Annotated in this window: 16 protein-coding genes; 10 read left to right on the forward strand and 6 right to left on the reverse strand. The window is 45.5% G+C overall.

The genetic code is table 11. The features are described 5' to 3' along the window. Position 1: 1 nt before the first annotated feature. From E5A76_RS04530 to E5A76_RS04555, 6 genes are all read left to right on the forward strand, one after another. Complete coding sequence (locus E5A76_RS04530) at positions 2-682, forward strand: SURF1 family protein (RefSeq protein ID WP_161118220.1); 681 nt, start codon at positions 2-4, stop codon at positions 680-682. Beyond that, complete coding sequence (locus tag E5A76_RS04535) at positions 682-1,221, forward strand: cytochrome oxidase (RefSeq protein WP_161118221.1); 540 nt, start codon at positions 682-684, stop codon at positions 1,219-1,221. Before E5A76_RS04530 ends, E5A76_RS04535 begins: the two co-directional genes overlap by 1 nt. Positions 1,222-1,247: 26 nt before the next feature. Next, positions 1,248-2,321, forward strand: a complete 1,074-nt coding sequence (locus tag E5A76_RS04540; protein ID WP_161118222.1) for a COX15/CtaA family protein — start codon at positions 1,248-1,250, stop codon at positions 2,319-2,321. Further along, positions 2,314-3,231: a heme o synthase gene (gene cyoE, locus E5A76_RS04545; protein WP_161118223.1), complete on the forward strand. Its 918-nt coding sequence runs from the start codon at positions 2,314-2,316 to the stop codon at positions 3,229-3,231. The genes E5A76_RS04540 and cyoE overlap by 8 nt, the downstream gene beginning before the upstream one ends. Positions 3,232-3,343: 112 nt before the next feature. After that, complete coding sequence (gene dinF / locus E5A76_RS04550) at positions 3,344-4,690, forward strand: MATE family efflux transporter DinF (RefSeq protein WP_161118224.1); 1,347 nt, start codon at positions 3,344-3,346, stop codon at positions 4,688-4,690. A gap of 105 nt (positions 4,691-4,795) precedes the next feature. After that, positions 4,796-5,179: a 3D domain-containing protein gene (locus E5A76_RS04555; RefSeq protein ID WP_008988201.1), complete on the forward strand. Its 384-nt coding sequence runs from the start codon at positions 4,796-4,798 to the stop codon at positions 5,177-5,179. Between the two features lie 77 nt (positions 5,180-5,256). On the opposite strand, the gene nfuA is transcribed toward E5A76_RS04555, so the two are convergent. After that, positions 5,257-5,835, reverse strand: a complete 579-nt coding sequence (nfuA, locus tag E5A76_RS04560; RefSeq protein ID WP_053987436.1) for a Fe-S biogenesis protein NfuA — start codon at positions 5,833-5,835, stop codon at positions 5,257-5,259. 143 nt (positions 5,836-5,978) lie between these two features. After that, positions 5,979-6,686: a ComF family protein gene (locus E5A76_RS04565; protein WP_161118225.1), complete on the reverse strand. Its 708-nt coding sequence runs from the start codon at positions 6,684-6,686 to the stop codon at positions 5,979-5,981. 35 nt (positions 6,687-6,721) lie between these two features. On the opposite strand from E5A76_RS04565, the gene bioH reads away from it, so the two are divergent. Next, positions 6,722-7,519, forward strand: coding sequence for a pimeloyl-ACP methyl ester esterase BioH (gene bioH / locus E5A76_RS04570; protein ID WP_161118226.1), 798 nt, complete (start codon positions 6,722-6,724; stop codon positions 7,517-7,519). Between the two features lie 46 nt (positions 7,520-7,565). Beyond that, entirely contained in the window at positions 7,566-8,024 is a 459-nt protein-coding gene (locus E5A76_RS04575) for an ATP-dependent Lon protease (RefSeq protein ID WP_161118227.1), read from the forward strand. Positions 8,025-8,091: 67 nt separating this feature from the next. On the opposite strand, the gene E5A76_RS04580 is transcribed toward E5A76_RS04575, so the two are convergent. Together E5A76_RS04580 and greB are read right to left on the reverse strand one after the other, a co-directional pair. After that, positions 8,092-10,446: a Tex family protein gene (locus E5A76_RS04580; protein ID WP_161118228.1), complete on the reverse strand. Its 2,355-nt coding sequence runs from the start codon at positions 10,444-10,446 to the stop codon at positions 8,092-8,094. Between the two features lie 166 nt (positions 10,447-10,612). Beyond that, the gene (gene greB, locus E5A76_RS04585; protein WP_023933863.1) at positions 10,613-11,095 is read right to left on the reverse strand and encodes a transcription elongation factor GreB; all 483 of its coding nucleotides are present in this window, start codon (positions 11,093-11,095) and stop codon (positions 10,613-10,615) included. A 363-nt stretch (positions 11,096-11,458) separates the two neighbouring features. Between greB and ompR the strand changes: the two genes are divergently transcribed. Both ompR and envZ read left to right on the forward strand, forming a co-directional pair. Then, entirely contained in the window at positions 11,459-12,178 is a 720-nt protein-coding gene (ompR, locus tag E5A76_RS04590; RefSeq protein ID WP_008988194.1) for an osmolarity response regulator transcription factor OmpR, read from the forward strand. Positions 12,179-12,181: 3 nt separating this feature from the next. Next, the gene (gene envZ, locus E5A76_RS04595; protein WP_161118229.1) at positions 12,182-13,516 is read left to right on the forward strand and encodes a two-component system sensor histidine kinase EnvZ; all 1,335 of its coding nucleotides are present in this window, start codon (positions 12,182-12,184) and stop codon (positions 13,514-13,516) included. Positions 13,517-13,584: 68 nt separating this feature from the next. Here envZ and recG read toward each other — a convergent pair whose 3' ends face one another. Next, the gene (gene recG, locus E5A76_RS04600; protein WP_161118230.1) at positions 13,585-15,666 is read right to left on the reverse strand and encodes an ATP-dependent DNA helicase RecG; all 2,082 of its coding nucleotides are present in this window, start codon (positions 15,664-15,666) and stop codon (positions 13,585-13,587) included. Further along, on the reverse strand, positions 15,666-16,391 hold the full coding sequence (trmH, locus tag E5A76_RS04605; protein WP_161118231.1) for a tRNA (guanosine(18)-2'-O)-methyltransferase TrmH: 726 nt from the start codon (positions 16,389-16,391) through the stop codon (positions 15,666-15,668). Before trmH ends, recG begins: the two co-directional genes overlap by 1 nt. Positions 16,392-16,486 lie beyond the last annotated feature (95 nt).

The raw sequence follows: 16,486 nt of genomic DNA on the forward strand, positions 1-16,486 counted from the left end.
AATGCGAAAAATAGCTTTTGTTGTTTTTACCTTCGTCATTGTCGCTATGTTGGGAAAATTAGGTTTTTGGCAATTAAGCCGAGGGGCTGAAAAACTCAAATTACAGCAACAGGTTGAAGAAACTGCTGAAAGTACGGCTATCTCCGATCTTACGTTATTACCCACAGCACCACTATGGTACAGGGTGTCATTGGTCGGGGTGTTTGATAATAGTCGTCCTATTTTATTGGATAACCAACTTAATAATGGGCGAGTGGGCTATCACCTTTACTTGCCTTTTAGAACCCAAGAACGTTGGTTATTGGTCAACCTTGGTTGGCTTGCTGCACCTCCGTATCGTGAAATGTTGCCAGTGCTCCCCACTTTTCATGGGGAGCAAACCATTACTGGCATCATTGCTCCAGCCTCATCATTGTTAACACTCAAGCAAGAGGTCGCCCCAACACAGTGGCCGCTGCGTGTACAAAATATTGAGTTAACTGAACTCGCAACAGTATTAGATCGCCATTTACCGACTTGGGTGATTCAGATCTCAGCAACAAATCCTGTTGCACTTCAGCAAAATTGGCAACCCGTAGTGATGAAAGCAGACAAGCATTATGGCTATGCCATGCAATGGTTTGTGATGGCATTTGCGGTACTTGGGATGGCGGGATGGTGGTTATTAAGGGAGAGCGACTAATGAAAAAATATCAGGTATTGGTGTTATTAGGCGTGATGTTTCTACTGCCTGTGGTGCTGGCGAAAGTCATATTAAATCAAAACTGGTACACCGGAGGGGTGACCAATAGAGGGGAGTTGATAACTCCGCCGATCAGCGCACAGTGGTTAGCAAAACCTGAGACGTGGCAGCTGGTTTATTGGTTACCTCAGCAGTGCGATGAAGGATGTGAAGGGGCACTGTTTCACCTACAGCAGATCCCGATAGCGGTGGGGGCTTATCAAGATCGGGTTAAAAGTGTGTTGTTAGTGGCACCACAAAATCAGACTTTACCGACACCGCCATCATTAACTGGTATTGAGCGTTATAACAGCGATGATAGCGAGCTTCATCCATTTGAAAACTCAGAGTATGGCTTTAATGCGGTTTATATTGCCGATCCTCATGGCAATGTGATGATGGCTTATCCATTGGTAACTGAACAACAAGCAATTCTTACGCAAGGTAAAGATATTCTAAAAGATCTAAAAAGACTGCTAAAAGTCTCGAAGATTGGCTAACTAACAAAATATGGCGGGGAATGATTATGCATAAAGCGCAAAAAGATAAACCGTTTTATTTCTTAGTCACTGGTGCCTTTATTCTGTCATTGTTGGTCGTCGGGCTAGGCGCTTATACTCGATTAACCGACGCTGGATTAGGTTGTCCTGATTGGCCTGGGTGCTACGGCTTTATGTCTGTGCCACAAACGCAAGCTGAGTTACAAACCGCGCAGGCGGCTTTTCCTGAAACCCCAGTTGAACCAACTAAAGCATGGAATGAGATGATCCATCGCTACATTGCAGGAAGTCTGGGTTTATTGATCCTTGCTATAGCGGTAATGGCGTGGTGTCGCAAAGGTCGTCCGAAACTCTTGCCTAGTCTGTTATTACTGGTGGTGTGCTTTCAAGCGCAGTTAGGGATGTGGACGGTTACTATGCAATTAATGCCAGTGGTGGTGATGGGGCATTTGCTCGGTGGATTTACGACGGTGTCACTGCTATGGCTTCTAAGGCTGCGTATTCAACCTAAGCCCTTATTTTATCATCACGGCTTCACACCCAATTTATCACTATCGGCTAAGTATTTAACTAGCTTAAGAACATTAGCTATTGCTGCGTTATTCATCGTGATCGGGCAAATCGCTTTAGGAGGATGGACTGCCGCCAACTATGCCGCTGTGGTTTGTACTCAATTACCGATTTGTGAAGGCGATTGGCAAGGGAACTTCCAAGCCAGTGCGTTTGAACTAATACAGCCACCGCACAGCAGTTATGAATATGGAGTATTAGATTATGCGCAGCGAGTGTCTATTCATGTTGCGCATCGTATCGGAGCGATGATTGCGACAGCCGTCGTCTTGATGTTAGTGGTATTACTTTGGTTTAAGCCACCATTGCGACGTTATAGTTTATGGCTCATCGCTTTTCTATCGCTACAAGTGACATTAGGTGTCACCAATGTGGTGGCTAGTTTACCGTTATCGGTCGCAGTGACACATAACCTGGTTGGATTGCTATTACTGATAGCGTTAGTAACGACCTGCTATCGCCTTGTTTGCGATTGTCGTTGCTCGTTAGAAATGAAGTATTTTGCATCGGAGGGCAGTACTCATGGCTAAATCAGAACTCCTTCATACTCGTCGAGCCCGAACACCAGCAGTTGCCCTGTGGCGTGATTATCTCACCATGACCAAACCTAAAGTGGTGGCGATGTTACTGCTCACGGCATTAGTGGGAATGTGTCTTGCTGTACAAGGTATTCCACCTGCGGATGCGGTGATTTTGGGGCTTGCCGGGATCGGCTTACAGTCAGCGGCAGCGGCAGCGTTTAACCATGTATTAGATCGCCGTTTTGATGCTCAAATGGCACGTACTTATCATCGACCATTGGCGAAAGGACGGATTGAAACATGGAAAGCTGTGGTCTTTGCGACCAGTTTAATGCTAATCGGCTTTGCTTTATTGCTGATGCTTAACGCTTTAACGGCGTGGCTGACAATGGCAAGTTTAGTCGGTTATGCACTGATTTATACTGTGTGGTTAAAACATGCAACGCCACAAAACATCGTGATTGGTGGCTTAGCTGGAGCAGCACCGCCACTGTTGGGCTGGACAGCGGTGACAGGTCAGCTCGATCCCCATGCATTTCTCTTAGTGATGTTAGTCTTTGCGTGGACCCCACCTCATTTTTGGGCATTAGCGATCCATCGTCGTGATGACTACGCTAAAGCGGGTATTCCAATGCTGCCTGTTACCCATGGTATCGAATACACCAAAACCATGGTGTTGCTCTATACCCTGATCTTATTTGCAGTTGGTCTGCTACCTTGGTTAACCGGTATGAGTGGTTGGCTGTATTTAGTCGGTAGTAGCGTACTCAACCTTGGCTTTATTGCTTATGCATTGAAGCTAAAATTTGCTGATAGTGAAGGCCATGCTTGGGCAACCTTTAAATATTCTATCTGGCACTTACTTGCTTTGTTTGTGGTGCTATTAGCTGATCATTGGTTATTACCTTTATATGGTTAATGCACTTTAGTCATAGCTCTTTAGTTTTTAAAAACATAAGGCTGTTGCCGCCTCTATCATCTGGTTAAACTATCACGCTGTTTAACCCGTTTTATTGCGATAGAGGTAGTACGTGCTAACAGCGTTAAAAGACAAATCATTACATTATCAGGTGTTTGCACTGGCGTTGCCGATGGTGCTTTCCAATATCACCGTACCGTTATTAGGGCTGGTGGATGCTGCGGTGATCGGGCACCTTGATAAGTCATGGTATCTCGGTGGCGTTGCTGTCGGTGGCACCATGATCAACGTAACGTTTTGGCTGTTAGGCTTTCTACGTATGGCGACTACTGGGATCACCGCCCAAGCTTTTGGTAGTAAAGATAAACATGCGCAAGCGGCGATTTTTGTCCAAGGGATCGCGCTGGCATGGTTATTTGCCTTCCTTCTTATTGCACTGCATCAACCTGTTAGCAGCATGATCTTCCATTTCAGTGATGCTAGTAGCGAAGTCAAAGTTTACGCCGAGCAATATTTCTCTATTCGTATTTGGGGTGCACCTGCGGCACTGGCGAACTTCGTTATCATGGGGTGGCTGCTAGGGGCACAAAATGCCAAGTTGCCAATGTGGCTGCTTATTGTCACTAACCTTGTCAATATCGTTTTAGATGTGTTATTTGTGCTGGGTTTTGGCTGGAAAGTTCAAGGTGCAGCTGCGGCTTCTGTTCTTGCAGATTATAGTGGCATGTTGCTGGGTTTATGGTTTGTTTCTCGTCAGTGGTTAGCGCATGCCTTGCCCCCATTAAAAGAAAAGATCAGTACAGTTCGCCATGGTATGGGACGACTACTTAAACTAAATCGCGATATCTTTCTGCGTAGTTTATGTTTGCAAGCCACCTTTACTTTCATGACCTTCCAAGGGGCAACATTAGGCGATAACGTGGTGGCAGCCAATGCGGTGTTGATGAGTTTTCTAATGTTAGTGTCTTATGCAATGGATGGTTTTGCTTATGCGATGGAAGCACTCGTTGGTAAAGCGGTAGGGGCAAACAATCGCGATCAGCTTGAACGTTATTTAATTACCACTACGTTTTGGAGTTTTATCATCTCGGTGATACTGACATTGGTATTTTCTTTAGCAGGAGATCGTATTGTCAGTTTGATTTCCGATCTGCCCGCAGTGCAAGCGGAAGCTGATATTTATTTGCCATGGCTTGCAGCTGTACCGTTAGTGGCGATGTGGTGTTTCTTGCTTGATGGGATCTTTGTTGGTGCAACACGTGGGCGCGCGATGCGTAATAGCATGTTTGTCGCGACTTGTGGTTTTTTTGCCATTTGGTGGTTACTAGATAGTTATGGCAACCACGCATTATGGGCTGCGATGTTAGGATTTATGGCACTACGTGGCATCACGTTAGCGGTGGTTTTCGGTTATCAGTGGAGAAAAAATATTTTTTTATCTCCTGCTATAAAACAGTAAGTTAGATTGAAAATGTCAGATTTGTATTAAATTTAAGCAAAAAATGCTGTTAAATCGATATCTGTTTTGGTTAAAATGCGAGCACTTTTTAGCCGGGTGATGGATATGAAAAAGAATATTCTTGCTTATTTCTTACTGACTATTGCGTTGATGTTTAGCGTGAGCAGTTATGCTGCAAAACCTAAAAAAATGCATGTGACAGCCACAGCGTATAACTCTGTTAGGGCACAGACAAACTCAAACCCTAGCATTGCTGCGTGGGGAGATAGGTTAAAACCAGGGATGAAAGCGATCGCAGTATCACGTGATTTACTGCGTAAAGGATTAAAACGAGGAAGCAAAGTAAAGATATCGGGTTTACCTGGCGAATATGTGGTGTTAGATAAAATGCATCACCGTTGGCGCAACAAGATTGATATTTACATGGGAAAAGATATCCGCGCTGCTAAGCGTTGGGGACGTAGAAAAGTGACGTTAACTTTATTGTAAAATCCTCATGCTTCTTCGCAGAGACTAAAAAGCCGCACTAAGATGCGGCTTTTTGATGTCTACTATTCAGGGTTGAATTAGTAGTAAGAGTGCTCACCACGGGCGTGGTCGGTAATATCACGCACACCTGTTAGCTCACCTTCAAATTGTGCTAGTAGTTCTTTCTCGATGCCTTCTTTTAGCGTTACATCTACCATTGAACAACCGTTACAACCGCCACCGAATTGTAAGATAGCAATACCATCTTCAGTGATTTCAGACAGTGAAACGTGACCACCGTGACCTGCAAGTTGTGGGTTAACTTGAGTTTGGATCACGTAATCTACGCGCTCCATTAGTGGTGCATCGTCAGCCACTTTACGCACTTTCGCATTAGGTGCTTTAAGCGTAAGTTGAGAGCCCATTTTGTCAGTAACAAAATCGATTTCTGCATCTTCTAGAAATGGCAGGCTTAGCTCATCAATAAAGGCAGAGAATAGCTCTAGTTTGATTTCAGTATCACTTGCTTCAACCGCTTCTGGTGGGCAGTAAGACACGCCACACTCAGCACTTTGTGTGCCAGGGTTTACAACAAAAACACGGATATTAGTACCCTCAGGCTGCTGGGCAAGAAGCTTGCCGAAGTGCTGCTGAGCGCTTTCAGAAATAGTGATCATTGACACGACGTAATACCTGACCTATTTAGTAAGTTTTCTCTATTCTACTCTTAGAGAGACGTTCTATCATCCCTTAATCTTAGCATTTTTAATTTGACCACGTTTTGCGTAGGAATGCGCGACTTTTTTGTTATAAGTGATGGCTACATAGGCTTTTCTGTGTGGCAGACGGCAATGATATCGACTTTCTTGACGCCTTTACGTAACAGTAATTGGGTCAGTAAGCTGACGGTTGTGCCTGTTGTTACTACATCATCAACAATCGCAACATGCTCGGGTAGTGCGATATCTTGAATTGAAAACGCATTTGCAAGATTGGTTTTTCGTTGCTGTTTGGTCAGCGCTTTTTGTGCTGGTGTATGACGGCGTCGCTTTAGTACATGATGGTTAACCTCACTGCCAAGCTCTTTGGCAAGTACGAGAGCAAGATAGTGGCTTTGATTGAAACCGCGTTGCCAGTAACGTCTGCGGTGAAGTGGAACGGGTAATAATAACGGGGCAGGCTCTGCGATCTGTTTAGCGAGTTGCCGCGCTAATGGTTTTGCCAGCCAAAACTTTTTTCCGAATTTATATTGGCTAATGAGCTGTTGTAGTGGCGGTTGATATTCACCTAGACGGTAAAGTCGATGCCAAGGAGGTGGTTCGGCTAAACACAAACCGCAGTACTCCACATTTTTAAACGTGCTGGTACCGCAGCGATGACAGTATGGAGATGATGGGAAATGGTTGAGGCAATGCTGGCACCAATAGTCAGCATTGGGCTCAAGTGGTAACTGGCATAAGCTACAGTGGCGAAATAACAGTTTACGACTGGTGCGAGATAGCCAAGCTGTGATGTTTTTTGGCATCATAAACAAAACCTCAAAAAACCGAATAAGGAAGTGTAATGGCGGTAATGCTTGATTGGCACAGTAAAGGTCAAGGCTCGGATCTGGTTCTCATTCATGGCTGGGGAATGAATGGTGCGGTATGGCAAGATGTGATCCCAGCCTTAGCTGAGCACTTCACGGTGCATTGGTGTGACTTACCGGGCTATGGTAACAGTGGGGAGGTAAGTGCTGAGTCATTGGTTGAGATTACTCAAGCGGTATTAGCGCAAGCCCCTTTGCAAGCAACGTGGTTAGGTTGGTCTCTCGGTGGTTTAGTGGCAACCCAAGCTGCGCTGATGGCACCTGAGCGTGTAACGCAATTAATAACCTTAGCCAGCTCGCCGAGCTTTATGGCGCGAGAAGAGTGGCGAGGGATCAAACCAGATGTTCTTATTAACTTCCAATCTCAGTTAGCGTCTGATTTTACCTTAACGGTTGAGCGTTTCTTGGCGTTGCAAGCGATGGGAAGCCCAACAGCACGCCAAGATATAAAGAACTTAAAGCTGGCAGTCCTAGAGCGTCCAATGCCAGATCCTAAAGCGTTAGCATTAGGGTTACGGTTATTAGCAACCATTGATCAGCGTGAAGAGTTGTCAAAACTGACGCAATCTTGGCTTCGTATGTATGGGCGTTTAGATGGGTTAGTGCCCGTTAAAACAGAGGCTGTGATAACCAAGTTATGCCCACAGTCATCAAGCTATATTTTTCAGTCTGCGTCACATGCGCCGTTTATTTCTCACCCTGAGGAATTTATTTCGGTGGTGCAGCAATTTATTTGTAAAGAGTCTGTTGGAGCAGCCGAATTATCGTTATGATTAAATTATAACCACTTAGTGATTACGTTGATGATGTAAAGGCATAATGAATATTTCTCCTCTACAAGCTGGTGGCGTGCCATTAGCAACCACGGTCAATCCGCCAACAGATCAAGTTGCGCGGGATAACCGAGTGCGAGAAAAAATTGTGCCGTTAACCCAAAGCAGTGCTGCCGCAGGTGAAAAGCCGCTGTCGAGTGAAGAGAAGCAACTTAAAAAGCCAAGTTGGGATCCTAGTGAGCACCCCACTTACGAACAGCAAGAAGATGAGATATTAAAGGGCTATCAAGACGATATTGCCCGCTTTATTGAGGTGTTATCTGCTAGTAACTATCTCGATAAAGACAGTGCGCTTGGCTATAGTATGCACATTAAATTGCCACGGGATCTGCTTGAGCAGTTAGATAGAATTAATCAAAACGAGCGTATTAAAGGTGTCGTCGCATTTAAGTATGCTCAAGCTAGTGTGCCGAACCCTCCGACGGAATATTTGCAGGTGATTTGATTTTCCGCCAGATAAAACAAAGCCAGACATCATGTCTGGCTTTTTCGTTTATAAATAAGGTCTCTACTTATTTTTTCTTAGCATTAGCATTAGCATTAGCATTAGCATTAGCATTAGCATTAGCAAAGGCTGCTGCAAACGCACCACCCATAGCGGCATTACCGTTATCACGTTGACGTGTTGGTTGTGATTGGCGAGCAGGGCGTGGCGCATCATCACGAGGTTGACGCGCTGGCTTTTCTTGACCCGGTTCATCAGACAGACGCATCGACATACCAATACGCTTGCGCTGTAAATCCACTTCCATCACTTTAACTTTAACAATATCACCGGCTTTAACCACTTCACGTGGGTCGGAAACAAACTTATCCGATAGCGCAGAAATATGAACTAAGCCATCTTGGTGAACACCGACATCGACGAAAGCGCCGAAGTTCGTTACGTTTGTGATCACACCTTCTAGCACCATGCCAGGGATCAGATCTTTGACTTCATTAATGCCTTCAGCAAAGGTCGCGGTTTTAAACTCAGGACGAGGGTCACGACCGGGCTTATCAAGCTCGCTAATGATGTCGGTCACGGTTGGTAAACCGAAATCTGCATCGGTGTAGTCAGCCGCTTTCAGGCTACGTAGGAAATCCGTGTTACCAATGATGGCATCAACAGGTTTGTTGTTTGCCGCTGAAATCGCTTTAACCACTGCATAAGATTCTGGGTGAACCGCAGAGCTATCAAGTGGGTTTTTACCGTTCATGATACGTAAGAAACCAGCACACTGCTCAAAGGCTTTAGGTCCTAAGCGTGCCACTTTTTTCAGTGCGGTACGCGCATCAAAGCGACCGTTTTCATCACGGTAGTTTACGATGTTCTGCGCAATGGTTGCGTTTAAACCTGCGACCCGTGTTAGTAGGGCTGCTGATGCGGTATTCACATCCACACCTACGGCGTTTACACAGTCTTCAACTACCGCATCTAGACGTTTAGCGAGCATGCTTTGGCTAACATCGTGTTGGTACTGGCCCACACCGATAGACTTTGGATCAATCTTCACAAGCTCTGCTAGTGGATCTTGGAGACGACGACCGATAGATACCGCACCACGAATAGATACGTCTAGGTTAGGGAACTCGTTAGCCGCAAGCTCTGATGCTGAGTATACCGAAGCACCCGCTTCGCTCACCATGACGCTTTGTACTTTAAGGTTATTATCTTTAAGTAGTTTGGCGACAAACGCATCTGTTTCACGTGAAGCAGTGCCGTTACCAATCGCAATTAAGCTGACGTTGTATTTCGCAATGAAGGCTAAAACTACTTTGCTTGATTCAGCAATTTTGTTGTGTGGTTGGTGTGGGTAGATAGTCGCGGTATCAAGTAACTTACCGGTTTCGTCAACCACAGCAATCTTACTACCCGTACGTAAACCTGGGTCAAGTGCAAGAGTGACGCGAGGACCTGCTGGCGCTGCCATTAACAGATCTTTTAAGTTATCAGCGAAAACCTGCATTGCGCCATCTTCGGCTTTCTCACGCAGGGCACTCATTAGCTCGGTTTCCATGTGCATTAAGATCTTAATACGCCATGCCCAGCTAATGACTTGTTTGCGCCATAGATCGGCTGCAGCCGTACCCAGTTTTACACCGTAATGATCGGCGATAATGACTTCACAGTAAGAGCCACGCACACCTTCTTCTTGGCTTGGGTCGGCATTAAGGGCTAATTGTAAGAAGCCTTCGTTACGACCACGGAACAGTGCGAGGGCACGGTGCGATGGAATGTTTTTTAGTGGCTCGTTGTATTCAAAGTAATCTTTAAATTTCGCGCCGTCATGCTCTTTGCCTTCAACCACACGAGAAGTTAGCTCTGCTTGGCTCGTTAAATGGCGACGGATTTTCTCAAGTAGTGCAGCGTCTTCAGCAAAGCGTTCCATTAAAATGGCACGTGCGCCATCAAGTACCGCTTTGGTATCTGCAAAGCCTTGTTCTGGATTTAAGAATTGTTCGGCAGCTTGCTCAGGATTGTTATCTGGTTGGCCCCAAAGCAGATCAGCCAGTGGTTCAATACCGGCTTCAATGGCAATTTGACCTTTAGTGCGGCGCTTAGGCTTGTAAGGCAAGTACAGATCTTCAAGGCGCGTTTTGCTGTCTGCGCTCTTGATTTCAGCTTCTAGCGCTGGGGTCATTTTACCTTGTTCGGTAATGGATTTTAGGATCACTTGACGACGGTCATCGAGTTCACGAAGGTAACCAAGGCGTGATTCTAAAGTACGAAGTTGGGTGTCATCCAATCCGCCTGTAACTTCTTTACGGTAACGGGCAATAAAAGGCACGGTGTTACCATCATCGAGCAGTGTGACTGCTGCATTGATTTGTTCGTTACGAACATTCAGTTCGCTGGCAATCAGCTGATTGATAGAGTTGCTCATCCGTAGATATCTCTTGTTTATCGTTAAGCTTACATTCTACGTCTCCCGGTGAGGGTAGCAAGTTTGCAGGTGTTAAGAGTGTGTCAGTGAGCAGAAAAAACAGTACAAAAGAAAGAAGCTGCGAGCATCGCTGGCAGCTTCTATAAATGCGAGGAGGTATTGTTAATTACTCTGCATGGGTGTCGTAGCGAATGTCATTAATAAACCATTCTTTTTTACCAAGCGGTGTGGTCACGACAATATCGTCATCTACTTCTTTACTAAGCAGCGCACGCGCCATTGGAGAATCAATCGAGATATAGTCGTTACGACCGTAAATTTCGTCAGGGCCAACGATGCGAAATGTTTTCTGATCGCCGTCGTCGTTTTCAATTTCTACCCATGCACCAAAGAACACTTTGCCGTCTTGTTGCGGCGAGTAATCAATCACTTTTAATACATCAAGACGTTTACGTAAAAAGCGCACTCGTCGGTCGATTTCACGTAAGCGTTTCTTATTGTATTGGTAATCAGCGTTCTCTGATCTATCACCTAGGCTTGCGGCCCATGTGACTTTCTTGGTGACTTCTGGGCGTTCTTCACGCCATAAGAAGTCAAGCTCTTGTTTTAATTTATTGTAACCTTCACGTGTCACTAGGTTGGTTCTCATGGCTATCCTTATAACATGGCGTGAATGAGAAATAGGGCGATGATCTAACGCTTATCCTTATGGGTCAATAAGCGCAATAATAAATTGTCGCGGTAGGTTTCAATATATGAAGATATTAAAATAAGATGTAACAAGCACTTGAGGCTTTTAGGTGATATTTATCTATGATGCAACCCTAGTTTTCACATCATTTTAGCGATTTTATGATTACTTAATTGACTCAAACGCGTATCTAGCGCATAAAGCGCATATACATACTCTGTTACATATTTGCCTGAAAAAAACGCAGGAAATTCTGAGTCTGTTCAGTGAGCTGACGTACACTACGGCAAAGCTCAAGACCTCGACCGCTGAAGGTGGATTATGCAAGAAAATTACAAAGTTCTGGTTGTTGATGATGACATGCGTTTACGCGCACTATTGGAACGTTATTTATCTGAGCAAGGATTTCAGGTTCGAAGTGTAGCGAATGGCGAACAAATGGATCGCTTATTAGCTCGCGAAACTTTTCACTTAATGGTATTGGATTTAATGCTACCAGGTGAAGATGGTTTATCAATTTGTCGCCGCTTACGTAATGCGAACAATATGTTGCCTATTTTGATGCTAACAGCAAAAGGCGATGAGGTTGATCGTATTGTGGGTCTTGAAGTGGGTGCAGATGATTATCTGCCAAAACCATTTAATCCTCGTGAGCTGCTAGCACGTATTCGTGCTGTATTACGTCGTCAAACCATTGAAGCACCGGGCGCACCGAGTGTTGATAGTAAGATGATTGAGTTTGGCGAGTTCCGCCTAAACTTAGGCACCCGTGAAATGTTCCGTGGTGATGTTCCAATGCCACTGACATCCGGTGAGTTTGCAGTATTGAAAGCACTGGTTACTAATGCCCGTGAGCCAATGTCTCGTGACAAGCTAATGAATATGGCGCGTGGTCGTGAGTACTCTGCAATGGAACGTTCTATCGACGTACAGATCTCACGTTTACGTCGTATGGTAGAAGAAGATCCAAGCCGTCCTCGCTACATTCAAACAGTGTGGGGCTTAGGTTACGTATTCGTGCCTGACGGTCGTGAGGCGTAAGCCATGCGTTTATCGCCAAAAAGTACCTTTGGTCGAACGTTAATTCTTCTGGCTGGCTTGCTTATCGCAAGCCAGATTTTTTCGTATCTGACCATCGTCAATTACGCCTTATTGCCAAGCATCCAGCAATTCAACCGTATCTTATCTTATGAAGTGAAGTTGATGCTTAATGATGAATTGGCTATGCCTGATGATCAATGTGTTCATCTTGACCGTCCTCTACGTCGCAAATTATTAGAAGAGTTAGGGTTAACCTTAATTGCTCCTAATAGTGAAGCCGCCAAACCTTTCGATGATGCGATGCATATTGGTTATCTCAGTGAGCAGATGACCAAAGATCTTGGTTCGCCAACCGATGTTCGTTTGCTACTCGGTGCTGACAGCTATGTCTTGTGGCTTAAAACCGATGCAATGCCGAACTTCTTAATGCGAGTACCGCTATCAGAATTACAAGAAGAAGACTTTGCCCCGCTATTTCGCTATAGCCTGATCATTGCCTTTCTTGTGATTGCTGGCGGTTGGTTATTTATTCGGCTCCAAAACCGCCCGTTGATGGAGCTTGAGCAAGCTGCATTAATGGTCGGCCGTGGGGAAACACCACCACAACTTCCGGAGCAAGGCGCATCGGAAATTCGCTCGGTAACGAAAGCATTTAATCAGATGTCGCAAGGCATTAAGCAGCTAGAAGAAGATCGCGCATTGTTAATGGCAGGTGTTAGTCATGATTTACGAACGCCATTAACCCGTATTCGCTTAGCAACAGAGATGATGTCACCTGAAGATAGCTATTTAGCTGAGTCGATGATCACTGATACTGAAGAGTGTAATGCGATCATCAGTCAGTTTATGGATTATCTAAAGTCGACCAAGAAGCAGGAAGAAGAAGAGTTAGATCTCAATACCTTACTGCTTGATGTTGCGCATACTGAAGGTGGATACAGCAAAAACATAGAGCAACAATTAGGTGAGATCCCTGGTACGGTATCAGCCAATGCTGTTGCGCTAAAACGTGCTGTTGCAAACCTTGTGGTGAACGCACAACGCTATGGTAATGGCTGGGTGAAGATCTCAAGCGGTGCATCGGTAGATCGCAAATCCGCATGGTTCTGTGTCGAAGATGATGGTCCGGGTATTGCGCCTGATCAGGTGACGAAAATGTTCCAGCCGTTAACTCGCGGAGATTCAGCCCGAGGCAGTGAAGCGGAAGGAACAGGTTTAGGTTTAGCGATTGTGAAGCGAATTGTGGATCAACATGATGGGGTGATTTTAGTTCGTAACCGTAGTGAAGGTGGGTTACGTGTTGAAGTGACCTTACCGCTACATAAGCTGAAGCTGTAAACCTGCACAGCATAGAATAGAAAAGCCCACAGTGAGTTGCTCGCTGTGGGCTTTTTTTGTAGCGGTAATTAGGCGTTGGAGTAGTTTTCTCGCTGACCTAGCCAGCGGTCAATGATCGCTTTGGCGTTATCAGGGTAGTTATCGTGAATATAACGCGCCAGTTTTTGTACTTGGGGAATTAAGTATTGGTCGCGGATAAGATCGGCAACTTTAAATTCAGCAATACCGGTTTGTTTAGTACCAAGTAACTCACCGGGGCCACGAATTTCTAAGTCACGTTGGGCAATCACAAAACCATCGCTACTTTCACGTAGTACGCCTAAACGCTTTTGTGCAGTTTTCGATAGCGGTGCGTGATAAAGCAGGACACAGTGACTAGCCACTTTGCCTCGACCAACACGCCCACGAAGCTGGTGCAGCTGTGCTAAACCTAAACGCTCAGGGTTTTCAATTACCATCAAGCTAGCATTGGGCACGTCAACGCCCACTTCAATTACCGTTGTGGCGACCAGTAAATCAAGCTCACCGGCTTTAAAGCTTACCATCACAGCTTGCTTTTCTTGCGCCTTCATTCGCCCGTGTACTAAGCCAATTTTCAGCTCAGGTAGCAAGCCTGTCAGTTCATTAGCGGTATCAGAAGCGGCTTGCGCTTCTAACACTTCTGACTCATCAATTAACGTACAGACCCAATAAGCTTGGCGACCTTCGTTAAGACAAGCTGAACGAATACGCTCAATGATTTCCGCACGACGGGCATCAGGCAACGCCACGGTTTGGATCGGCGTTCGTCCTGGTGGTAATTCATCAATGATTGAGGTGTCCATATCAGCATAAGCTGTCATAGCTAATGTGCGAGGGATCGGTGTTGCCGTCATTACCAGTTGGTGTGGATAGCGCCCGTCATTTGCGCCTTTTTCACGAAGCTCTAAACGTTGATGGACACCAAAGCGGTGTTGTTCATCAATGATGACTAAAGCTAAGTTGTCGAACTTTACGTGATCTTGAAACAGCGCATGAGTGCCGACCACCATTTTCACTTCGCCGCTAGCAATACGAGTTAGCTCGGTTTCACGGGCTTTACCTTTAAGCTTACCAGCCAGCCAGCCTACTTGGATCCCCATTGGATTAAGCCAATTGGTAAAGTTGATCGCATGTTGCTCTGCCAGCAATTCAGTAGGTGCCATTAATGCCACTTGATAGCCATGCTCAATAGCACGTAGCGCTGCAAGTGCGGCGACCAAGGTTTTACCTGAGCCCACATCACCTTGCACTAAACGCATCATAGGCTGGGCTTTGGTAAGATCGGTTTCAATATCTGCCACCACACGTTGCTGAGCACCTGTTGGTGAGAAAGGCAGACTATCGAGTAGTTGTTGCTTTAAGGTATCTTTCGCGGCAAGCGGCCAAGCGTTGTGTTGTTGCCCTTTGCTGCGCAGTGCCAGCATTGATAAATTTTGTGCTAGCAGCTCTTCTAAAATCAAACGATGCTGGGCTGGGTGTTTACCGGCATCAAGTTGATCGAGAGAAATATCAGGCGTAGGGCGATGCATTAAACGCAGCGCTTGAGCAAGTGTCATTTGACGATCGTATAAACCTTCAGGCAGTAGCTCAGTGACAGCGGCTTTATCAAGCAAGTTAAGCGCTTGGTCGGTTAAGTTACGCAGCGTTAGTTGGCGTAAGCCATCAGTGGTTGGATACACTGGCGTTAAGGTTTCTTCAACGCTGAGCTCGGTTGGCTCTGAGAAAATACGGTAATCAGGATGAATGATTTCAAGACCGAATTTACTGCCTTTAATTTCGCCATAGGCTTTAACTTGTTTACCTTCAGCGAAGCTATTTTTCATCGCCGCATTGAAGTTAAAAAAGCGCAGGGTTACCGAGCCAGTACCATCACCGATTTTTACCGCCAGCATTTTTCGCTTACCGAAAGTAATACTGGTATGGTGGACTTCACCTTGAACGGTGAGATGTTGCCCCGGCATGGCACGGTTAATTGGCCAAATACGAGTGCGATCCTCATAGCGCAGTGGCAAGTGAAACAGCAAATCTTGGACGTTGTTAAGCCCAATCTTTTCCAGCTTTTCTGCCATTTTTGCTCCAACGCCAGAGAGTTCACCTAGCGATATGGTATTGAGGAGTTGTCCACTCATTACTCGTCCTTATCTGTTACAAGTTGGCGTGTTTTCACCTTTTTCGCTTGCATTGCAGCCCACCATGTTTCATCTGCCACAATCTGACCGTCATCATCTAATTGTGGATATGGTAAGCCTTTTTGCTTCGCAACTTTTGCGAGCACAGGGTGGCCTCGTTCAAACAAAATACGGTTGACGACATCATCAGGCAGTAAGGTTTTCTCACGCTCATACATGCCTGCATTTTGGCGTTGGCGTTGTGCTTCATACAAAATCAGTGCGCTTGCTACCGATACATTTAATGACTGTACCATGCCAACCATTGGGATAATGATATCTTGATCTGCCATTGAAAGTGCTTCGGCAGTGATCCCGTTTTTCTCGCCACCTAAAATGATCGCTGTCGGCTTGGTGTAATCCACGTCACGAAAATCAATCGCAGTATCTGACAGGTTGGTTGCAAGTACTTGCATGCCTTGAACTTTTAACGTTTGAACAGCTTCCACCATCGAATCGTGAGTGTCTAATTCAACCCAGTTTCGAGCACCTGCTGAGGTGTGGCTTAGTACACGCATGCCTTCTTTAGGCCACACCGCATGGACTTTGTGAACACCAACCGCATCAGCGGTACGGATGATAGCAGAGACATTATTTGGCTTATGAACTTCTTCCATACATACCGTCAGATCGGGCTGACGTGTTGCCAATACTTCATGGATACGTTGAAAACGATCTGGGGTCATGGAGATACCTAAGAAAAAAATAATAGAGATAGGTAGATGATAATAAGGCTTTATTGCCAAATACACAAAACGCCCAATAAAGGGCGTTTTGAGGA

Origin of the sequence: Photobacterium lucens, assembly GCF_009873615.1 — a bacterium.
Lineage (GTDB): Bacteria > Pseudomonadota > Gammaproteobacteria > Enterobacterales > Vibrionaceae > Photobacterium > Photobacterium lucens.